We start from the raw sequence: 22,787 nt of genomic DNA, 5'->3' as shown, positions 1-22,787 counted from the left end.
CACCTATTTATTCCCCTTTCTAACAAGATATATAAATATTGGAACTCCTATAAGAGCTGTTATAGAGCCCACTGGAGTCTCATATGGAGGATTTATCATTCTACTTAATATATCCGTATATACAAGTAGCACAGCTCCTAGAACCAAAGAACTTGGTATTATATACTTATAATCTGAGCCTACTATTCCTTTAGCTATCTGAGGAACTATAAGACCTATAAAAATAATATTACCTGATACTGAAACAGATGCTCCAGTCATTAATATTACTAATACTATACATATAAATCTAACAATGTCAGTTTTTTGCCCTAACCCTATTGCCACTTCTTCTCCAAGACTTAGGATAGTTATTCTTGGGGCCATAATCATAGATAGGATAAATCCAATACCTCCAACTATAAATAATAGTTTTATCCCTTCCCATGTTACGCCTACAAGTCCTCCTGATATCCAAAAACTTAATTGCTGAGATAGATTAAAGTACATAGATATTGCAGAGGCCAAAGAAATTAACAATGTCCCAAGAGCTACCCCTGCAAGAGCTAATTTTACATTATTAACTCTTCCCCTTGATTTTGAACTTACAAAATATATAAATAAACCACTTATACTTGCTCCAATAAATGCAAATATCATTACACTAAAGTTCCCATGTATAAGTTTAGGAAATTTTTGTTGAAGTACTAATGATATTGCAATAGCAAATGTAGCTCCCTGTGTAATTCCTATAACAGAAGGTTCAGCTATAGGATTTCTTGTTATTCCTTGCATTATAGCACCTGAAACTGCTAAAAATCCTCCAACAAGTGCTGCTGCTATTGCCCTTGGAAGTCTAACATCCTTCACTATTCTCATATTTATTCCATCTTCCATATTTATTAAACTACTTATAACAGTCGATAGATTCATATCTTTAGCCCCAATAGTTATGGATAATACAATTCCAAATACAAGTGCAACTATACTTATTAATATCAACGAATAAGTCAGATTTTTTTTACTAAGTGTAGTCAATTATCCTACCTCCTTTTCCCTTTTAATTCTAGTGCAGTAATATATTTATTAAGTATTTTATGATTTTAAACTTATTAAAAATAGGTGTGAAAAATGAACATCATTATCTCACACCTAATAAGTTAAGAATTACTTTGTTAATTCATTTTTAACTGATTCTAATAACAACTCTTTTCCAATTGGATTATATGATTGGCTGAAAAATGGAGCTGCATCAAGTATTGTTACGTTTCCATCTTTTACTGCTCTCATTTGAGCCCATATAGCACTATTTTCTAAATCTTTTTTATCTGATTCTGTAGCTATCACAATTATATGGTCTGCATCTATATCTGTAAGACCCTCCATACTTACCATTGGCAATGTTATTCCATCTTGCTTTGGCATATTTTTAGGTCTAGCTAATTTCATATCATCATTAATTAGAGTTCCAATTCCTCCATCACTAAACACCATAAATTGTCCCGAACTTGCTAATACTGGTAAATAAGTTTTTTCTCCATTTTTTTCTACAACTTCTTTACCTAGTTTTGTAGCTTTTTCATCATACTTTTGTAACCAATCCTTAGCTTCGTCTTCTTTATCAAATATTTTTGAAACATCAGTTAACTTACTTCTCCAGTCATTTGCATAATCTTTCATCATGACTACAGGAGCTATTTCTTTTAATTGGTCATAGATTTTTTCTTGTCTTTGACTCATTATTATTAAATCTGGATTTGCTTCTAATATAGCTTCCATATCCATAGTATCCATCATAGAGTGACCTACTATCTTTACATCTTTAAGTTCTTCTCTTATGTAACTTGGCAATTTATCAGTTTCATATGAGTCTACATTTGCCGTTGCAATAGGTTTATGACCAGCTATTAACAATTCCTCACTACTTCCTGATATATCAACTATTTTTTTAGGATTTGATGGTATCTTCACCTCTCCCTTAACAGCTTGTACAACTCTTGTATCTGATTTTTCTTTATTATCTGTGTTACTATCTGAACATGCCGTAACAAGTACTAACGTAGTTATAATAGATATAAATATTGCTAATGATTTTATTTTTTTCATGATTATTTCTCCTACTTGTTTATTATACTTACATGATATTGATTATCATAAGCACATATTTATTATAGCATTTTTCTAGTTTTAGTCAATATTATTTTGCAAAAGGATAAAAATTCCTAATTAATCTTAATTAAATATACTATAGATAAGGTTTTCTTTCATTGAACAATAAATTTTATATCTGTTCTTTATGTAAATATAATAAATAGAATGACTTTTCAGTTAAACAATGATAAAATGCAAGATACAGAATAGTAATTTAGTAAGGAGGATTTAAAGCGTGGTACATTTAGTATATTGTGATAATGCAGGTAAAAAAGGAGAAAAGGTATTAGATAAAATTTTAGCTGGAACGAAGACAATGGTAATTAGAGGTGCTGCTGGTAGAAAAATACCACATAGCAGAGTATTTCAAGGAGAGTTACTTTATTTTATGGAAAAAGGAACTTCAAGAATTTCTGCAAAAGCTACTGTTAAAAAAGTAGACAACTATATTAAATTAACAGAAGACGAAATTTGTAAAGTTCTAGATGAAAATCAACCAAAACTAAATTTATCTGATAAGCAAAAAGTTCGTTGGCATAAAAAATGCTTATGCTTAGTTGAATTTGAAAATGTTCAAGAAATAACACCTCTTGATTTCGACCATCAAGGAAATATGGATGATTGGCTTATTATTGAAAAAATTGAAGATGTAGTTGTAGGTACTAGTATACCTTACAATTACGAGAAATCTAAATTTTAGAACATTAATAAAAGAATAATAAATTGCTAAGTTATAACTTTTTAACATATTTTAATAAAAAAGAGTGTTTTTAATAATTATAGAAATTATTAAAAACACTCTTTCATAATAGTTAAATTAGACTACTTGCTTTCCAATCTTTCATACAAATCTACAAATTCTTCTGCTAGTTGTTGAAAGTTCATAGATGTCATTAAATGGTCTTGTGCATGAACCAATATAACACTCATTTCAGTTTTATTACCACTAGCTTCATTTTGTATTAATTCAGTTTGGAATTTATGTGCTTTATGAATTGACTCTTTTGACTTTTCAATACACTCTCTAGCTTCATCTATATTTCCGTTCTTTGCTTCTTTTATAGCTTCAAAAGCTAGACCTTTTGCATCGCCTGCAAATCCAATTATTCCAAAAGATATTTCTATCATCTTCTCATCCATCTGTATACCTCCTAAATATCTCTATAGCTTGATATGACTAATCCATTTTCTCTCAAAAACTCTTTGACTTTTTTAGATGTAAGTATTTTATGCTCTTTTGTTCTATCAATTGCATAAGATGTAGAATTTAAAATATAATCGTCTAAAAAAGCTGGGTGAGACATAATATCCACTACATCATACTTCATTATTTCTTCTATATTTTTTGTAAAATACTCTTCACTCACATTTTCTTTATAAAAGCTATCTATTAATGGAACTATTTTTGAATACTCTAAATCGTATTCAAAACCTCCTCTTATTGGAAGATTATACTTATTTACAATTTTCTCTATTACTGGTTTTAAATTTACTAAAGTATGAATATGATGATGACTATCTAAATGAGATATGTCTATTCCAAGTCCTTTTACTCTCTCTATTTGAGCACAAAGTTCTTCATAAATCTCATCATAATCCATTTTTTTAATAATTTCGTCTGTAATTCTTCTAATAAAAAAACCTTCTTTATCAACAATAGTTTTTAAGTTAGACAATAATGGTCTACCACAACTTAAAGTCATATGAACTCCACAATTTAAATCTCTATTTTCTTTAAGTAGCTTTACTCCATGTTCTACACCAGGCATATTTGCCATCATAGATGTGGACTTAACTATTCCATTATTATGAGCTGATATTATACCATAATTCACAGCTTCGCAATATCCAAAGTCATCTGCATTTATTATAATTTTAGTCATACCATAACCTACTTTCTATAAACTATCTATTAAATCTAGGAAGATAATCTTTATGAGCTTCTAACATTTCATCTAATATAGTTTTTGCCAAATCATCCGATGGAATCAATGGATTTATACAAAGTGCCAATAAAGCAGATTCATAATCTCCATATACAGCTGCTTTGGCTGCTAAAACTTCAAATGACTTAATTTGACTTACTAACCCATGTACAGAATCTGGTAAATAGCCTATACTTAATGGTCTTGGTCCATTTTTTGTTATTACACTACTTACTTCTACCGCCTGCTCATCTTTAAAGTCTCTTATAGCGCCATTATTTAATGTATTAACTACTTGGATGTCTTTTTTATCATTGTAGATAGAACTTATTAGATTACAAGCAGCATCACTATAATAAGCTCCTCCTCTTTTTTCAAGTTGAGGTGGTTTTATATCTAGCTTTTCATCTTTATATAGTTCAAATAATTGTTCTTCTAATTCTTTAACCACTTGACCTCTAGCTTTTCCCTCTTTAAACTCTATTAACTCATCTTCAAGCATTTCTTTAGTTTTATAATAATATCTATGATATGGGCAAGGTATAGCACCTAGAGATTTTATAAAATCAGCATTAAAATCAATTGCCTTTATATTTTGCATACTTATATCTGCTTTAACAAATTTATCTATTGCTTCTTTTGTAACATCTTCTCCGTCTAAAGCTACATTAAGACCATAAACCATATGATTAAGACCTGCAAAATCCATACTTATTCTATCACTTTCTACATTGAATAGTTTAGCTACATCATTTTTTAAATGAATTGGTACATTGCATAGACCTATATATTTTTTAAAGTTAGTGTATTTGAATACAGCTTCTGTTATTATTCCTGTTGGATTTGTAAAGTTCACCATCCATGCATTTGGACATAATTCTTCCACATCTTTTATTATATCAAATATAACTGGTATTGTACGAAGAGCTTTAAACAACCCACCTGCACCATTAGTTTCCTGTCCCATAACTCCATGAGATAAAGGAATAGTTTCATCTTTAATTCTTGCATCTAAAAGACCTACTCTGAGTTGTGTTGTTACAAAATCTGCGTCTTTTAAAGCTTCTCTTCTATCTAAAGTAAGATTTATTTTCATATCTATTCCAGCTTTTTTTACCATTCTTTTAGCTAGATTTCCTACTATCTCTAGTTTTTCTTTTCCATCTTCTATATCTACAAGCCATAACTCCTTTACAGGTAGCTCCTTATATCTATTTATAAAACCTTCTACAAGTTCAGGAGTATAACTTGAACCTCCTCCAATTGTAACTATTTTTAGCCCATTTTTCATCTCATTATACCATCCTTACTTATAATTTAGTATATATTACAGAACTTTATCTGTTTATTGTCGAATAAAATTACCTAGTTGTCAATTTTTGTTAATTTTTTAGCTTCCATTTTTTCAGATGCTATAACAAACGGAATATATATTAATATTGACAATATTAAATTAAATAGTGCTAAAGCTCCTCCAGTCCAATCACCTGTAGCCATTGCCCCACCTAATATAGGAGGTGTTACCCAAGGTATTTTAGGTAAAATTACTGGTGCTACTAATCCAAAATCTATTGCTAAATATGATACAGCACTACATACTACTGGTGCAAGTACAAATGGAATCATAAAAATAGGATTTAAAACTATTGGAAGCCCAAATATTAATGGTTCTCCTATGTTAAATATTGCTGGAGGTCCCCCTAACAATATCATCTCTTTACGTCTTCTTCCTGCTATTAATAAAGCTACAATTAATCCTAATACCATTCCTGAACCACCTAAATACACAAATGCATCAAAGAATGAACCTGCAAGTACATGATAGCCTTCAGTTGCACCTGCTTGAGCTAAGGCAGCGTTTTCTCCACCTAATTTCATAAGTATTGTTTCTGTAAAAGGAAGTGCTATATTTGCGCCATGAAGACCAACAGTCCAAAGTATATGAATTATAAATGCAATAAGCATTGTAGAACCTAAACTATCAGCTACATTTGATAGTGGTGCTCCTAAGTAAGTATTCAAAATATCTGTTAAGAAATTTCCATCTGAAAGCATTTTTATAAATATTCCTATTACAGTAAATATCATTATAGTCAACATTCCTGGTATTAACTTTGCAAATGATCTTGAAACTGCTGGTGGAACTCCATCTGGCATTTTTATAGTTAATTTCTTTACTTTAGATAATCTTACAAATATCTCAGCAGACAACAACCCTATTAATATAGAAGAAAATAGTGCTGCTGTTCCTAAGTAAGTCTGTTGTATCATTCCCCATCCTTCAACTGCGCTAGTACCACCTTCTGGAACTATCTTACCAATTTGTGGAGCCATTATAAAAAAGATAGATAGTGCTATAAGACCAGCTTGTAATCCATCACTTTCATAAGACTTTGCTAGGAAATAGGCAACACCTATTACTAAAAATACTGCCATCGTACCTATAGCTCCCCACCAAAGGTCTCCTCCAAACATATTCCAATTTTCTCCAAATATACTTGCCATCAGATTTTTATATGCTTCTAATGGCAAGTTGTTTATCAATGTTCCCAATGCACCTACCATAGTTATAGGTATCATTGCTATAAATGCATCCCTTACTGCTACTAAGTGCCTTTGAGCTCCTACCTTTGCAGCTACAGGCACTATATATTTATCCATAAATGACATGAATTTTTCCATTTTACATCCTCCAGTACAACTTTATTTTGAATTATTTAATTCCACTGCTCTATCTAAGACAGCTTTCCCATTACATCTTCCATAATCCATCATATTTATAACTTCTACTGGAATATTATATGGTTTTGCCATTTCAGTTGCTTTTCCTAATACATATCTAACTTGAGGTCCTAAAAGTAAGACATCACAATTTTCTATTTCATTTTTTAAGTTCACTTCTGATATAGCCCATATTTTTGCTTCTATACCGTTTTCCTTCGCGGCATTCTCCATTTTTGTAACCAATAAACTAGTTGACATCCCTGCTGAACAAGCTAACATTATTTTTATCATTTTCTTACCTCCAAATTAGAATTTATTAAGTATCTTTTTAAGTCATAATATCTTTAAACTATACATTTAAAGTGTCCTTATTTATTAATTTTTATTTTAATGTATATATTTTATTTTTAAATGTATATACATTTATTTCTTGATATTATTATATATCAAATGTATATACATTTCAAGAAAACTTTTTCATTTTTTCTTAATTTTTATTCGACAACAGCACTTAAAGTTAAAGTATATCCATGATGATATGTGTGTGAGTATTCAAAAACCTCACTATTTTGCAACTTACAAACTTGATTTATATATAAAAGTGCTTCTGGTTCTTCAATTTCTAAATTAGTCATACATTCCTCATTTGATATTACAGCTTGTACTTCTCTCTCTGACATAGCTATTTTATATCCACATACTTCTTCCACAAAATTATAAAGTGAATTTTCACAATGAATTTTATTTAAATTTGGAAATAACTTAACTGGCATATATGTAATCATATATGAAACCCTCGTTTCATCTGCCAATCTTACTCTTTTTATCTCCCATACATTTTCTCCTAAGCTAATATTCAATTTACTTGATAATTCTTCATCTGCTTGAACTATTTCAAGAGATACCAATATATTAGATACTTTATAGCCTTTACTTTCCATCTCCTTAGTAAATCCACTTACAGAAGATATATTATCGTATATTTTATTTGCGAGTACTATACTTCCTACACCTCTTTGCCTAGTTATATAACCTTCCTTAACTAGATTATTTAATGCTGACCTTACAGTCATTCTAGTCACATTAAATTCTTCACTTAATTGCTTTTCAGATGGGATTAAATCCCCTTCTTTCAAACTATCTGAATTTATTAGTTCTCTTACATGATTTTCTATAACTTTATAAATTGGTTCTTTCATTTAATTCACTCCTCATCAATTCGAACTTTTATATGATAAGTTAATTTTATATACAAATAAACAAAATGTCTATACATTTAATATAAATTAAATTTTATTTAGATACCTTATATAATTTCCCAAGTTTAAGCAAATATATAAATAAACTTATCATTAATATTCCCTTTAATATACTTGATAGTGTTATACTCCACCAAACACCATTTAATCCTAATATTTCTGGTCTAGATATAAAGTAAGCTAGTGGTACTCTTGCACCAGTCAATACAGTAACTATTATAGAAGGTATATAGGTTCTACCTAATCCTTTAAAAGCTCCTGTTGTTATTATTTCTAGACACATAAAAAATTGAGAGTATCCTAATATTTTAAGATACATAGCTCCTTTTTCTATTGCTTCACTTTCATCTATAAAAACAGAAAAAATACTTCCACCTGCAAATATCAATACTAAGGTTGTCATTATTCCAAGTATAGAAGATACAATTATAGCTATTTTACATCCTTTATTTATTCTAGAATACTTTTTGGCTCCATAATTTTGTCCAACAAAGCTTCCTAATGCAACAGCTAATCCTTCAGCAGTCATCCATGATATTGCTTCTATTTGTGACCCTACTTTTTGCACTGCAACTGCAACAGGCCCCCATGAAGCCACTATTACACCAAGCAACATTGAAAATATTGTAAACATTCCACTTTGTATAGCTACAGGAAAACCTAACTTATATAACACTTTATAGTATTTAAGTTCTATTTTTCTGAAGATTTTTATCTTAAAATACTCCTCTTTACTCTTAAGTATTATATATAGAAAACATGTAGTAACTACTATTTGTGCAAATACAGTAGCAATAGCAGCCCCTGCAACTCCAAGTTTTGGAGCAGGTCCCCATCCAAAAATTAGCACAGGGTCAAGTATAATATTAGTTATTAGCCCTATTGTATTGATGCAAAAAGGTGTTCTACTATTCCCAAGTCCATTGAAAATTGCAGTAAATACTGGATTGATAAAATAAAATACCATACCTAAAGCTACTATTATTAAATATTGTCTGGACATAGATATAACTTCTAAATCTCCCAATCTGAAAAAACCTATTAGTTGTTTATTGAGTACTATCAAAACCATAGTATATATTATTGCCAACATAAGGTTTATTTCTACTGCTGATTTTATATATGATTTAGTAGTGCTTATATTATTTTCTCCTATACTTTGTGCTACCTTTACTTCACCACCTACTTTTGAAATCATAATAAATGCCATTGCAAGCCATGGAAAAAATCCCGCTGTCCCAACTGCAGCTACTGCTTTACTTCCAGCTTTACCAACCCATATCATGTCTATCATGTTATATCCCATTTGTATAAATGAAGTCCCCATTATTGGGAGTGATAGTTTAAGTAACTTTTCAGTAATACTTCCTTCTGTTAAATCAAGTCTATTTTTCACTTTCCACCTCTTTTATATTATAATTATAAAATTAAAAAGCCCTTTAATTGTACACTTAAATCAACTACTATGTTTATTTAAGTAAATTTACCATCATAAATAAATTTATTATATTTAAACTCAATAAGTTGAAATAAAGTTACTAATTTAAAATGATTTTTAGCTTCTACTTTTCTAATCTACCATATATTATTTCTCTATAACAGTACATTTAACACCTTGAATATCTATATTATTCTTCCCAGTCATTAATACAAATTCTACTCTGTACAATATACCCCATTTACAAGAATTTACTTATAATATAGCATTTTTAGATTATTTAATATATATTACCTGTCTATGTAGTTTCAAATTGTGTTAACTATAATAAAATATGGTAATGTTTATCATTGATTTTCAGCAATAGATATAATTATATCACTATCTCACCACTATGGTTCTTATTTTAATACCATTAAGTAAATATATCAAAATCACCAACAAACTTGTTATATAGGCCAATATATTCCACTATATTTTCCAAAGATTGACAAGTTTTTTTGGGGTTGATATACTAATACTTAAAATATTTTAAATTCGTATGAGGTGAAGCAATGAACATAAATGAATATATCAAAGACTCTGTTTTAGTTTTTGATGGTGCAATGGGTACATACTATTCCAAACTAAAAAATAGTCCTTTCAATTGTGAAATAGCCAATATAAATGATGCATCTACAATATTGTCTATCCACGAGGAATATATAAAAGCTGGATGTATGGCTATTAAGACAAATACTTTTGCAGCAAATGAAACACTTCTAGAGTGTGATTTTAAAACTGTCAAAGATATTATAAAAAGTGGGTATGAAATTGCATTAGAGGCAACAAGAAATACAGATGTATTTATATTTGCTGATATTGGTCCAATACCTGCTCTAAATGATAGAAATTTGTTACCTGACTATAAGAAAATAGTAGATGTATTTTTAGAAATTGGAGCAACTAACTTTCTATTTGAAACATTTAGTAGTGATGAATATTTACCAGAAATCTCAAGTTATATAAAAGAAAAACAACCAAATGCATTTATCTTAACAGAATTTGCAGTTAATCCAGAGGGCTTTACTAGACTTGGAAAAAGTGGAACTAACATCTTTAAATCTATTTCCAAGGACAAAAATATTGATGCATTAGGATTTAATTGTATCTCTGGCCCACACCATTTATTACATTTTATAAAGACACTTGATATTAATGACAATATAGTTTCTATTATGCCTAATGCAGGCTATCCAACTATTATCAATAATCGTACATTTTTTGAAGATAACTCAGACTATTTTTCAGAACAGATGCTAGAAATATTAAATCAAGGGGTTCATATACTAGGTGGATGCTGTGGTACAACACCTGAATTTATCAAAAAAACTGTTAAAATAATAAATTCTTTATACAAAGGCAATGTTGCCATAAAAAATGATATTTCTCCAAAAGAAAAAATTAAATCTGTAGCAAAAAACGAGCTCTTAGAAAAGCTTGATGGAGGTAAAAAAATTATAGCAGTTGAATTAGACCCTCCTATTGATACAGATATTGAATTTTTTATGAATAGTGCTGAAAAACTAAAAAACTACGGAGTTGATGCAATAACAATTGCTGACTGCCCTATAGCAAGAGCAAGAGTTGATAGTAGTTTATTAGCTTGTAAAATAAAGAGAGAGTTAGACATCACTCCTATTCCACATATGACATGTAGAGATAGAAATATTAATGCTACAAAAGCTCTTCTTTTAGGATTAAATATTGAAAACATAAACAACGTGTTAGTAGTAACTGGAGACCCTATACCTTCTGCTGAAAGAGATGAAATAAAGGCCATGTTCAGTTTTAACTCTTCTATACTAGCAAATTACATAAAAACTTTAAATAAAGATACCTTTAATACTCCATTTAATATATTTGGAGCTTTAAATATAAATGCAACAAACTTTGATTCTCAACTTAAGCACGCTAAGATTAAAATAGAAAATGGGGTTACTATGTTTTTAACTCAACCAGTTTTAACAGAGCAAGCTTTATTAAACTTAAAAAAAGCTAAGGAAATACTTCCTGCAAAGATACTAGGTGGAATTATACCTGTAGTAAGTTACAAAAATGCTTGTTTTATGAATAATGAAATTTCAGGAATTACTGTTTCACAAGACATTATAGACATGTACAAAGATGCTTCAAAAGAACAATCTACTAAACTTGCTATCAATATATCAACTCAAATAGCAAAAGAAATTGAACCTTATGTAGATGGTTATTATATTATTACACCATTTAAAAGAATTGACATAGTATGTGATATATTAGCAGGTATTAATAAATAAAATAATTATAATATAAATACTATTAAGATATTATAATGTTTATTTATTAAAGTATAGTGTAATTTTAAAAAGCCTTGTATTTGAATCTTTTAAGCTAAATTATAGATTGTAATTTTTAGATGATTTTGATAATATAGATGTATATTATGGTAATATTTATAGATATACATTAATTATGGGAGATTTTGTGAAATATTTTTTTACAAAAAATTTGGGATATGGAAATAAATAAAAAATTCAATAGAGTTGATATGCAAGTTTCAATACTTACTGCAATTATTGTAATAATTTCTTCTTCATGTGTTTATTTTTTTAATTATGCACTCACTTATAATGATATGATTTATACTTTAAGTGAGAGGTCAAGACATATATATAAGTATGTAGAAAAAAATCTTGATAAAGATACCTTTATTGAAATTAATTCTGAAAAAGACCACTCAAAAGAGTCTTATAAAAGTGCTAAAGTGCTATTGGAATCTGTAAAAAATACTACTGGAGTTATGTACTTATACACTGCAAAAAAAACAAAAGATGGCTCATTAGTATATGTTGTTGATGGTTTAGATTCATCTAGAAGCGATTTTAGAAATGCTGGTGATTTGATAGAAAAAGAGATTTGGGGTGACCTTAACAAAGCACTAGATAATAATATATTGCTACCTAAAAAAATAAAAAAAACATCTTGGGGACATATATTTATATCGTACTTTCCCATCCATAATGATGTTGGTAAAGTCGTTGGAGTAATGGGAATTGAATTTGAAGCAAAACATCAATACAATACCTTTAGATTTATAAGTATAGTTACTCCTTTTATAGCTTTATTAACCTGTTTAATATCAGCATTAGTAGCAGTAATCCTGTTTAAACGTATATCTAATCCTACATATACTGATTTTGCCAATACTGATTATCTAACAGGATTAAAAAATAGAAACGCTTTTGAAATAGATATGAATAACTTAAACAATTCAAATCTTAAACAACCAATTTCTATAATGTCAATAGATTTAGATGGCCTTAAAAAAATCAATGATAAATTTGGCCATCAAACAGGAGATTTATACATTAAAAATGCAAGTAAAATTATACAAGATGTAATAAATAAAAAACATATAGTTTATCGCGTTGGTGGAGATGAGTATATAATTATTTTAAAAGATTCCTATCATGAAGAAATAGATAGTATTGTCAATAAGATTAATTTAAAAATAATTGAAGAAAACGCTACTAATGAATTAAATTTATCCATGTCTATTGGATATGCAGTTTTCGATGAAAACTTAGACAACTCTTTATTTGATACATACCATCGTGCAGATTCTGAAATGTATTGTAACAAAAGAAAAATTAATAAAAACGATTAATATTTATTTTAAATTTATATAAAAAAGTCTATTCTATAAACAATAAATTATAAGAATAGACTTCTTTAATATGTGTATTTTTATACAATAACTTCTTTAGTTAAAATTTGCTCTTTTTTCCAAACGATTTTTTATAAATTCATGTATTACCTTAACTAGTACATTTGTAATTAATATCAATACAGCTAGTGCTGCTGCTTGTGCTGTACTTCCCTTATCATCTAACTGTACAATTGATATAGCTGCTACCTTTGAACTTGCTGTATATATAAATACTAGTGCTGATATTGTTACCATAGAATTTAAGAAAAAATACATAAAGTTTTCTAAAACTGCTGGTAAACAAAGTGGTATTGTTACATTCTTAAGAATTGATGCACTATTTATTCCCATTGATTTTGCCACCATGTCTAATTCTTTGTCCACTTTCTTAATAGCTGTAGTTGCAGTTATAAAAGCTACTGAGAAAAAATGTACCACATTGCATATAACCATAATAAATAATGTTCCATACAATCCATTAAACAAGTTCTTAATGTATATTGTATCCATTAGATTAAACTCTAATTTATTAAAGAATAGTACATAAGCTATACCTAACACTAACCCTGGTAATGCCATAGGCAATGTACTTAAAAAATACCCAAATGATTTTAAATATGGAGCTTTTTCTGTTTTTTCGTTTAGATATGCAAATAAGAAAACAAAACTTGTCCCAAGAATAGCTGTCAGTAATGACATTTCTATTGAATTTATAAATGGCTTAATTCCATCAATACTACTTTTCATAGAAAAGTGTTCAAGTGTAAGTCTTAAATCATATGGCCAAACAGATATTAGTGAAGATAAGATTACAGTCAACATTACAGCTATTATTCCAAATGCAATAATTCCTACAATGACTCCAAATATACTGTCTCTTAACTTATTAAATTTAACCTTATATGGGATTGATTTTGAATTTATATATGAATTTTGATTTTTTTCGATTTTTTTAGTTACTATAAAAGATATTATTGCAGGTATCAAAAGTAATATTGATACAGTTGCTCCCATAGGCATATTTTGCTGCCCTATAATTTGCTTGTATACATCTATTGATAATACATTGAAATCTCCTCCAATAACTTTTGGAGCTCCAAAGTCTGTAAAGCACAATGTGAATGATACAAATGCTGAACTTATTAAAGAGTACTTAATGCTAGGTATCGTTATACTTAAAAACTCTCTTATCTTGCTTATTCCCATAGCATTGCTAGCTTCATATAATCTATAATCAGTTGAATTTAGTGATATATAAAGTATCTGAAATGATTGAGGAAATACATATATAATTTGTGCTAATACTATTCCAATTGAACCATATATCGGAATATTTATTCCAAGTAAATTAGTCACTACCCCTTGATTTCCAAATAAATATACCAAACCTATAGCATGCATCATTGTAGGGGCAAACATAGGAAACATCGCTATAGATTTAAGAAGTCCTTTAAACTTAATCTTTGTTCTTGTTAGTGCATATGCATACACTAGTGCGAGAGTTAAAGATATTACAGTTGATATAACAGATACAAATATTGTATTTTTCAGAGAATTTAACAGTGCTTCAGAAGCTAAATACTCTTTAAAATTTTGTAATCCAACAAAAACTCCATCTTTATCTAAAAATGCTTGTACAAACAGATAGATTATGGGCGCCAATAAAAATATTACCAAAGACATAACTAATACTGTAAGCATACATTTTTTTATATCTAAATTCATTTTAGATTTAATATTTAAACTTTTAGAACTTATAGCATTATTATTCATATATTTATGCTCCTTTAACTTTTGGATACTTTAAATAGTATTTTTCATCTATACTTACACTTACAAAGTCACCCTCTACTAAATTTAAATTAACCCATTCTTTTATAGAAACATCACTTATTATAAAATTTTCATTTAATTTATCTTTTATTTCCACTCTCAATAGATTCCCTCTAAATTCTATATTAGATATTGTTCCATGACAATTTTCTTTTGTTGACTTTTCTATTTGAACATATTCTGGTCTTACAGTTAATATAGAATCTCCTCTATCAAAACAGTTTGTATCTCCTATAAATTGAGCTGTAAATAGGTTTTGAGGATTTTGATATATTTCTTCTGGAGTCCCTATTTGCATTATGTCACCGCCATTTAAGATTGCAATTTTGTCTGCCATAGTTATAGCTTCTTCCTGGTCATGTGTTACCATTATTGTTGTTATATTTAATTCTTTCTGTAGTTTTTTAATATCCATTCTAAGTTTGTGTCTAACTTTTGCATCAAGTGCAGACATTGGCTCATCTAAAAGTAAAAACTTTGGCTCAAGTGCTAATGCTCTTGCTATTGCAATTCTCTGTTGTTGACCTCCTGACAATGCTTTAGGATACTTATGAGCTTCATTACTCAATCCAACTGTTTCAAGCACTTCTCTAACCTTCTTATCTATCTTTTCTTTTGGTACCTTTCTTTCTTTAAGCGGAAAAGCTATATTATTATATGCTGTCATATTTGGAAATAATGCATATGATTGAAATACTATCCCAAAACCTCTCTTTGATGGCTCTAACTCTGTTATATCTTTATCTTGAAGAATTATAGCTCCACTATTTACATCTTCAAGCCCTGCTATTATTCTAAGTAATGTAGTTTTTCCACATCCACTAGGTCCAAGTAAACATAGAAACTCACCTTCTTCAATATCTAAACTAATATTGTTTAACACTCTTTTTTGGTCATAACTCTTGAACACATTATTTATTTTTAAGTAACTCATATCTAATCTCCCCTTATACAATTATATTTGTTTTTTTAATTTTATATTTTAATTTTTCTTATAAATTTCTTTTCTCTATTTCTATTAAAAAATCCATTTAACTTTTACTTACTTTCAGATTTTGAACCATACTTTGATTCCCAAGTTTTTAACACTGCACTTCTATTTTTTGATGCAGAGTTTAAATCAACTTCTTTAATCAGCTGTTCTAATGGACGTTTAGAGTAACCTTTTGGTACAGGATTATCTGTCTTTATAGAAGTCACTGCTACTTCATGTGCATATCTGTCCATAGCTGAATCACTTATTGCCCAATCTAAAAACAATTTTGCTTCTTTTTTTATATTATCTTTCTTAACCAAAGCATTTGCTTCTAAATCCCAACCTGAACCTTCTTTTGGAAATACTACTTCTATAGGTTCTCCACTAGACAATTGCTGTGTAGCTCTATATCCAAGTGTAATGCCTATTGGGTATTCTCCTGAACCAGCTAGTTTTGCAGGTTTCGAACCTGAATGTGTATATGTAGCTATATTCTTATGTAGTTTATCCATGTAATTATAAGCTTCTTTTTCACCCATCATTTGAATAAGTCCTGATACTGTAAGATAACCTGTACCAGATGATGCTGGATTTGGCATTGTTATAAGACCTTTGTACTCTGGTTTTATTAAATCATTATATCCTTTTGGAACATCTAGGCCTAATTTTTCAAGTTCTTTGTAATTAACTACTATTGCTGTCTCTGGTACACTCATACCTACCCATGATACATCTTTTCCAGTATCCTTAAATCTCTTATCTACCTTGTCATAATTTTTAGGCTTATATGCTTCAAGTGCCCCATCTTCTTTTAGTTCTATCATATTCATTGCTGATAATCCCCATATAACATCTGCTTGTGGATTATCCTTTTCTGCTAATAATTTTGAAGCTATTACACCATGAGAATCCATAACTATTTCTACATCAATATTAGGATACTCTTCTCTAAATCCTTCCATATAGTAAGCTATTTGCTCTTCTTCTAATGCTGCATATATTGTAAGTTTATTATTTCCTTTTCCTTGAGTAGTTTGTGGTGTTGTTGATATGCAACTTGTCATAAATGCAATTACTACAATACACAGACAAGTAAATATAAATTCTTTCATATCTTCCCCCTTTTTGTGTTTTTGTCTTTTTTTAATTGTTTTTTATTGTTTTTGCTTATGTTTATATAATACACCTAATTTGTTAATACGAAGTTAAGTGTAAATTAACAGTTCGTTAATTTTTAGAAATTTTTGTTAAATTTATTATTTTTTTACAAAGTTCTAGGCATATAGACCATTATATCTTCATAAAAATTCTTATAAAAAACACCCTTTTACCCATATGAGTATGATTTTATTTGAGCTTTTTTATATACAAGGTAGAATATACATAACTTTTACATCTGGAGTATTGAAATGAATATTGAGAGATTAATAGGTAATTAATTGATACCGCCAATTCCGAATATGTGCTTACTTGCACTAAAAAGCCTAACTCCTATAAACTAGGATGTTAGGCTTATTTTTATAAGTATTTAATTATCCAACCAAATCATTTTTCTTTTTTTCTTCAAGTGCTTTTTTAAGCACCATATCCTTAACCTTCATAAGTCTAGTAGTACTTGCTCTCTCATTTTCTTCAAGCTTCATAGCAATATACTTAATAGTTTCAATGTAATTTGGTATCATTACATTTTCAAGAGCATTAACACGTCTACGTGTCTTTTCTATCTCTTGTGCAAGAAGCTGTGCACTTTTTTCACTTTCTGCAAGTCTTAAAAGTGGTTCCATTGCATCTGAAAATGCTTCCATAGCAGAATCTAATTCACCTGATGTAAAAGCAAGACCATAAGGATAAATATCACTTTGATTGTTTTCAGTTTTAAAGTCAAACACAGGAACATCAACACTCATTATGTTTCTTGTAGAAACACCTACAGAAACAGATTGTTTTGGCATCATAAGTGCTGAACCTAGATACTCCTGACTCATAACTGCCCTTGCAATTATAAAATTTTTATAAGCAGCATCGAGAGCATTTTCTGCTTCTTCACGTAATCGCTTATTTTCTCTTACAATTTCAAGAAATTGTTTCATAAGTTCATCAAGCTTATCTTTAAGAAGCTTATGACCTCTTGTCGCAGTTTTAAGGAGTTTCTTAAGTCTAGTCATTTCCATACGTGTTGGATTTATATTTAATCTAGCCACAGATATCACTCCTTAGGCATATATTTTTCAAAATATTCATCACGAATACGTTTAAGTTCACTTTTTGGTAACATACTAAGAAGCTTCCATCCAATTTCTAATGTTTGCTCAATAGTTCTGTCAGTTCTAAATCCTTGTGAAACGTATTCTTTCTCAAATTCATCTGCAAATTTTGCATACATTAAATCAATTTCAGAAAGTGCAGATTCACCCAATATTGCCATAAGTTCTTTTGCATCTTTACCTCTTGAATATGCTGCAAAAAGCTGGTTCATTGTATCTGCGTGGTCCTCACGAGTCTTACCTTTACCAATCCCCTTATCTTTAAGACGAGAAAGTGATGGTAAAACATCTATAGGAGGCTGTATATCTTTTTTATAAAGTTCACGGTTAAGTATAATTTGTCCTTCTGTAATGTATCCTGTAAGGTCAGGAATTGGATGTGTTTTATCATCCTCAGGCATTGTAAGTATTGGAATCATTGTTATAGACCCTTCATGTCCTTTCATTTTTCCTGCTCTTTCATACATTGTAGCAAGGTCAGTATAAAGATAACCTGGATATCCACGACGTCCTGGAACTTCTTTTTTGGCTGCGGAAACTTCACGTAATGCTTCTGCATAGTTTGTAATATCTGTTATTATAACAAGTACATGCATATCTTGCTCAAAAGCAAGGTATTCTGCTGCTGTAAGTGCCATTCTAGGTGTAGATACACGCTCTACTGCTGGGTCATTTGCAAGGTTTACAAATACCACAGAACGGTCAATTGCTCCTGTTGCTTTAAAATCACTTATGAAGAAATCTGCATCTTCAAAAGTTATACCAACAGCTGCAAATACAACGGCAAACTTAGAGTCAGTTCCACGAACTTTTGCCTGTCTTGCAATTTGAACTGCAAGATTAGCATGTGGCAAACCAGAACCTGAGAATATAGGAAGTTTTTGCCCTCTAACCAAGGTATTAAGCCCGTCTATAGCAGAAACACCAGTCTGTATAAACTCAGCTGGATAATCACGTGCTGCTGGATTTATAGGTGCACCATTTATATCAAGTCTTTTATCTGGTATAATTTCTGGTCCACCATCAATAGGTTTACCCATCCCACTAAAAACACGACCTAATATGTCTGGTGAAACTCCAAAATCAAGACTCTTTCCTAAAAAACGTACTTTACTTTCAGCAAGGTTTATACCTGTTGAACTTTCAAAAAGTTGAACAAGTGCAGTATCTTCATTTACTTCTAGAACTTTACAACGACGAATTTCTCCACTTGAAAGCTCAATTTCTCCAAGTTCATCAAATTTTACACCTTCTACGCCGTTTATTAACATAAGAGGACCAGCTACCTCTTGTATTGACTTATATTCCTTTATCATAGTTCTTCAGCCCCCCTCTTTTTAATAAGGTCAGCAAGCTCGTTGTCTATTTCATCTTCAATTGCATCGTAAGCAGCATCTAGTTTATCTTCTTCTACATACTTAGCACGACCAATCTTTTCAAGAACTGAAAGCTTGATAATATCATTTATAGTAACATTTTGCTTAATAGCATCTTGTGCTGACTTATAGAATTTTAGAATAAGCCCCATCATTCTATACTGTTTGTGAAGTGATGTATAAGTATCAACTTCATGGAAAGAGTTTTGATGAAGGAAGTCCTCTCTTATAGAACGAGTGACTTCTAGTATCAATCTATCTCCATCTGAAAGTGAGTCAACACCAACCAATTGAACTATCTCTTGAAGCTCAGATTCAACTTGCAAAAGTTTCATAGCTTGAGCTCTTTGAGCTGAGAAATTATCATTTACATTTTTATCTGCCCATACATCAACTTTCTCCTGATAAAGTGAATAACTTGTTAACCAGTTAATTGCTGGGAAGTGACGTTTATATGCTAATGAAGCATCAAGTCCCCAGAATACTTTTACTATACGAAGTGTTGCTTGGCTAACAGGTTCTGATGTATCACCACCAGGAGGAGAAACAGCACCAATTGCTGTAAGAGTTCCTTCTCTATCATCCATACCTAGACAGTTTACTTTTCCTGCTCTCTCATAGAATTGAGCAAGACGCGAACCTAAATACGCTGGGTAACCTTCTTCACCTGGCATCTCTTCCAAACGACCACTCATCTCTCTAAGAGCCTCTGCCCATCTTGATGTAGAATCTGCCATAAGTGCAACACTGTATCCCATATCTCTAAAATATTCAGCTATTGTAATACCAGTGTATATAGAGGCCTCACGCGCAGCAACTGGCATATCTGATGTATTAGCTATAAGTACTGTTCTTTGCATAAGTGACTCACCTGTTCTCGGGTCTTTTAGTTCAGGGAATTCAAGAAGAACATCTGTCATTTCATTTCCACGTTCTCCACATCCTATATATACAACTATATCTGCATCTGCCCATTTAGCAAGCTGATGCTGTGTAACAGTTTTTCCACTTCCAAAAGGTCCTGGAATAGCTGCTACCCCACCTTTTGTAATTGGGAAAAATGTATCTATAACTCTTTGACCTGTAACAAGAAGTGAATCTGGTGTTTTCTTTTCCCTATATGGTCTTTCTTTTCTAACTGGCCATTTTTGCATCATAGTTACAGCTATATCATTACCTTTTTCGTCTGTGATAACACAAACTGTATCCTCAACAGTAAATTCTCCAGAATATATTTCTTTTATAGTACCTTTTACGCCATAAGGAACCATAATCTTACATTCCACTACAGCAGTTTCTTGAACTACCCCAATTATATCTCCTGCTACGACTTTATCACCAGCAGATTTTTTAGGTTTGAATTCCCATTTAATTGTTCTATCAAGTGAAGATACTTCAACACCTTTAGTTATATTAGTACCTGAAATTTCATACATTTTTTCAAGTGGACGTTGAATACCATCATAAATAGTTGAAATAAGACCTGGCCCAAGTTCAACACTCATAGGCATTCCAAGAGAAACCACTTCTTCTCCTGGTCCTAGACCAGAAGTTTCCTCATAAACCTGTATAGAAGCCTTATCTCCATGCATTTCAATAATCTCGCCTATAAGATGTTTATCAGAAACTCTTACGACGTCAAACATATTCGCATCTCTCATGCCCTCCGCTACAACAAGCGGTCCTGACACCTTTACAATTGTGCCTGTTTTCATATTCTCTCACCTGCAATCATATACTTTATCAAAATTTAAATATTCCCTCCTATATTTTATCAATACATTTTTTAGCATTAACAAAATTTGAGATTGTCTCTTATTCAATTTGCATCTATTCTTTAAATAATATATCTGCACCTATAGCACGTTTACTAGATTCTCTTACTTCATTCATACCTAATCCCATACTTCCTCCAATACCTGGAATAACTATAATAGCAGGAAGTTGATAGTCTTTGTATTTTGCTATTGATTCTTTTGCAAGCAATGACGCCTGTTCTGTAATATAAATTATCGCATATTCATCTTCAACCAACTTATGTATACTTTTTTTAATTTCGTCACTATCATAGGCTGGGAAGATATCTATTCCAAGAGCTAAAAATCCCATGATGCTATCTTTATCTCCAACTACTCCTACCTTATACATAAGCATCCCTTAGCCTTTCTTTTATAGTATCTGCGTCTATATTATTAAGCTTACTAGTCATAATAATCCTAATTGTTTTTATTTCTGATTCTTTAGCATATAAATATGCAATTAGCGGTTCTAGTGTAAGAGGTTTAAATTTTGCATCTCTAACATATTCCATAAGATAATCATCACAAAGTTTTTCAAAGACAGTAAATCCACTATCCATGCCATTTTTACAGACATCAGAGTAAGAAGTGGATTTAAAACATGATGCTGGAGTGTCTGAAGAAAAAGCTTCTAAGAATTTTTCTTTATCAAGTGAGCCACCTGAAACAAACACATTCATAAACATATCAAAATCTTTCTTCATGTTTTTAACTCTTATAAAACTCTTTAGATTTGTTAAATCACAAACTTTCATAACATAATCTATTACAAATTTATTTTGACTTTCTGTAGCTGTCTCTTTCATACTTGAAAAAGTTGCTTTATCTAAAACAATATCAACCATCTGACCATTTTGTGTTTTACTATAAATATCAAATGCATCTATTATTGCTCCTGCCATTATCTTAGGTAAATCACTAAAACTACGATTTGCTAAAGATTCTTTAAGCTTCGCAAGTGAAATTGTACCTCCATCAATTAAGTACTTTTCACCATCTACACCAGAAATTTCTTCTTTAATCAAAACTTTTAAGTTATGATAATCATTTTTATAAAGGAATACATCAACAAATTTTTCTTCAGGGGCTAGACCTTTAAGAATTTCATATGTTTTAGATAATTCTTGAGTCAAAACATTCTCAAAATTGTGAACATTATTATTTGACGAATCCGTATAACCCGCTTCTGCTATAATTCTTAAAGAGTCTTCAGGGCTTTTAGCTTCTGCCATTTGAATAAACATTTGTCTGTTAAGAAGCTGTTTTTCAAGCACTCTTATTCGTGCCACGGCATAGGGATAAGTTTTTTCTTCTGCCATCTTTTAACCCCCCT

20 protein-coding genes are annotated in these 22,787 nt (G+C 30.3%); 3 read left to right on the top strand and 17 right to left on the bottom strand.

Annotated features, from left to right (window positions below; all coding sequences use genetic code 11):
- Positions 1 to 3: 3 nt before the first annotated feature.
- Positions 4 to 1,017, bottom strand: coding sequence for a FecCD family ABC transporter permease (locus tag IC174_RS02160; protein ID WP_227433984.1), 1,014 nt, complete (start codon positions 1,015 to 1,017; stop codon positions 4 to 6).
- 129 nt (positions 1,018 to 1,146) lie between these two features.
- Positions 1,147 to 2,085, bottom strand: a complete 939-nt coding sequence (locus IC174_RS02155; protein ID WP_227482041.1) for an ABC transporter substrate-binding protein — start codon at positions 2,083 to 2,085, stop codon at positions 1,147 to 1,149.
- 280 nt (positions 2,086 to 2,365) lie between these two features.
- On the opposite strand from IC174_RS02155, the gene IC174_RS02150 reads away from it, so the two are divergent.
- Positions 2,366 to 2,830, top strand: a complete 465-nt coding sequence (locus IC174_RS02150; RefSeq protein ID WP_227482040.1) for a hypothetical protein — start codon at positions 2,366 to 2,368, stop codon at positions 2,828 to 2,830.
- 122 nt (positions 2,831 to 2,952) lie between these two features.
- On the opposite strand, the gene IC174_RS02145 is transcribed toward IC174_RS02150, so the two are convergent.
- The 7 genes from IC174_RS02145 to IC174_RS02115 all read right to left on the bottom strand — a co-directional run bounded on the left by IC174_RS02145 (position 2,953) and on the right by IC174_RS02115 (position 9,434).
- Complete coding sequence (locus tag IC174_RS02145; RefSeq protein ID WP_227433981.1) at positions 2,953 to 3,270, bottom strand: PTS lactose/cellobiose transporter subunit IIA; 318 nt, start codon at positions 3,268 to 3,270, stop codon at positions 2,953 to 2,955.
- Between the two features lie 11 nt (positions 3,271 to 3,281).
- Entirely contained in the window at positions 3,282 to 4,013 is a 732-nt protein-coding gene (gene chbG, locus IC174_RS02140) for a chitin disaccharide deacetylase (protein ID WP_227482039.1), read from the bottom strand.
- Between the two features lie 22 nt (positions 4,014 to 4,035).
- Complete coding sequence (locus IC174_RS02135) at positions 4,036 to 5,346, bottom strand: 6-phospho-beta-glucosidase (RefSeq protein WP_227433979.1); 1,311 nt, start codon at positions 5,344 to 5,346, stop codon at positions 4,036 to 4,038.
- Positions 5,347 to 5,420: 74 nt separating this feature from the next.
- A complete protein-coding gene (locus IC174_RS02130) occupies positions 5,421 to 6,737 on the bottom strand; it encodes a PTS sugar transporter subunit IIC (protein WP_227482038.1) in 1,317 nt (438 codons plus the stop codon).
- A 21-nt stretch (positions 6,738 to 6,758) separates the two neighbouring features.
- Complete coding sequence (locus tag IC174_RS02125; RefSeq protein WP_227433977.1) at positions 6,759 to 7,070, bottom strand: PTS sugar transporter subunit IIB; 312 nt, start codon at positions 7,068 to 7,070, stop codon at positions 6,759 to 6,761.
- Positions 7,071 to 7,273: 203 nt separating this feature from the next.
- Positions 7,274 to 7,978 carry a GntR family transcriptional regulator gene (locus IC174_RS02120; protein WP_227433976.1) on the bottom strand — a complete coding sequence of 235 codons (705 nt, stop codon included), beginning with the start codon at positions 7,976 to 7,978 and terminating at the stop codon, positions 7,274 to 7,276.
- Between the two features lie 94 nt (positions 7,979 to 8,072).
- Entirely contained in the window at positions 8,073 to 9,434 is a 1,362-nt protein-coding gene (locus tag IC174_RS02115) for an MATE family efflux transporter (protein WP_227482037.1), read from the bottom strand.
- Between the two features lie 596 nt (positions 9,435 to 10,030).
- Between IC174_RS02115 and IC174_RS02110 the strand changes: the two genes are divergently transcribed.
- Complete coding sequence (locus IC174_RS02110; RefSeq protein ID WP_227482036.1) at positions 10,031 to 11,794, top strand: bifunctional homocysteine S-methyltransferase/methylenetetrahydrofolate reductase; 1,764 nt, start codon at positions 10,031 to 10,033, stop codon at positions 11,792 to 11,794.
- 218 nt (positions 11,795 to 12,012) lie between these two features.
- Positions 12,013 to 13,164, top strand: a complete 1,152-nt coding sequence (locus tag IC174_RS02105) for a GGDEF domain-containing protein (RefSeq protein ID WP_227482035.1) — start codon at positions 12,013 to 12,015, stop codon at positions 13,162 to 13,164.
- Between the two features lie 96 nt (positions 13,165 to 13,260).
- Here the strand turns inward: IC174_RS02105 and IC174_RS02100 are convergent, their stop codons facing one another.
- From IC174_RS02100 to IC174_RS02065, 8 genes are all read right to left on the bottom strand, one after another.
- Positions 13,261 to 14,979, bottom strand: a complete 1,719-nt coding sequence (locus IC174_RS02100) for a putative 2-aminoethylphosphonate ABC transporter permease subunit (protein WP_227482034.1) — start codon at positions 14,977 to 14,979, stop codon at positions 13,261 to 13,263.
- A 4-nt stretch (positions 14,980 to 14,983) separates the two neighbouring features.
- Positions 14,984 to 15,973, bottom strand: coding sequence for an ABC transporter ATP-binding protein (locus IC174_RS02095; RefSeq protein WP_227433971.1), 990 nt, complete (start codon positions 15,971 to 15,973; stop codon positions 14,984 to 14,986).
- Between the two features lie 104 nt (positions 15,974 to 16,077).
- A complete protein-coding gene (locus tag IC174_RS02090) occupies positions 16,078 to 17,127 on the bottom strand; it encodes a putative 2-aminoethylphosphonate ABC transporter substrate-binding protein (protein WP_227433970.1) in 1,050 nt (349 codons plus the stop codon).
- 420 nt (positions 17,128 to 17,547) lie between these two features.
- On the bottom strand, positions 17,548 to 18,216 hold the full coding sequence (locus IC174_RS02085; RefSeq protein ID WP_227482033.1) for a V-type ATP synthase subunit D: 669 nt from the start codon (positions 18,214 to 18,216) through the stop codon (positions 17,548 to 17,550).
- 5 nt (positions 18,217 to 18,221) lie between these two features.
- Positions 18,222 to 19,595 (bottom strand): V-type ATP synthase subunit B, encoded by a 1,374-nt coding sequence (locus IC174_RS02080; RefSeq protein ID WP_227433968.1) that lies wholly within the window; start codon positions 19,593 to 19,595, stop codon positions 18,222 to 18,224.
- Complete coding sequence (locus IC174_RS02075) at positions 19,592 to 21,370, bottom strand: V-type ATP synthase subunit A (protein ID WP_227433967.1); 1,779 nt, start codon at positions 21,368 to 21,370, stop codon at positions 19,592 to 19,594. The genes IC174_RS02080 and IC174_RS02075 overlap by 4 nt, the downstream gene beginning before the upstream one ends.
- A gap of 115 nt (positions 21,371 to 21,485) precedes the next feature.
- Positions 21,486 to 21,803, bottom strand: coding sequence for a V-type ATP synthase subunit F (locus IC174_RS02070; RefSeq protein WP_009893746.1), 318 nt, complete (start codon positions 21,801 to 21,803; stop codon positions 21,486 to 21,488).
- On the bottom strand, positions 21,796 to 22,773 hold the full coding sequence (locus IC174_RS02065) for a V-type ATP synthase subunit C (protein WP_227433965.1): 978 nt from the start codon (positions 22,771 to 22,773) through the stop codon (positions 21,796 to 21,798). Before IC174_RS02065 ends, IC174_RS02070 begins: the two co-directional genes overlap by 8 nt.
- Positions 22,774 to 22,787: the final 14 nt, after the last annotated feature.

The organism is Clostridioides sp. ES-S-0001-03 (genome assembly GCF_020676075.1).
GTDB lineage: Bacteria > Bacillota > Clostridia > Peptostreptococcales > Peptostreptococcaceae > Clostridioides.
This window is presented reverse-complemented; position numbering and strand designations above follow the sequence as displayed.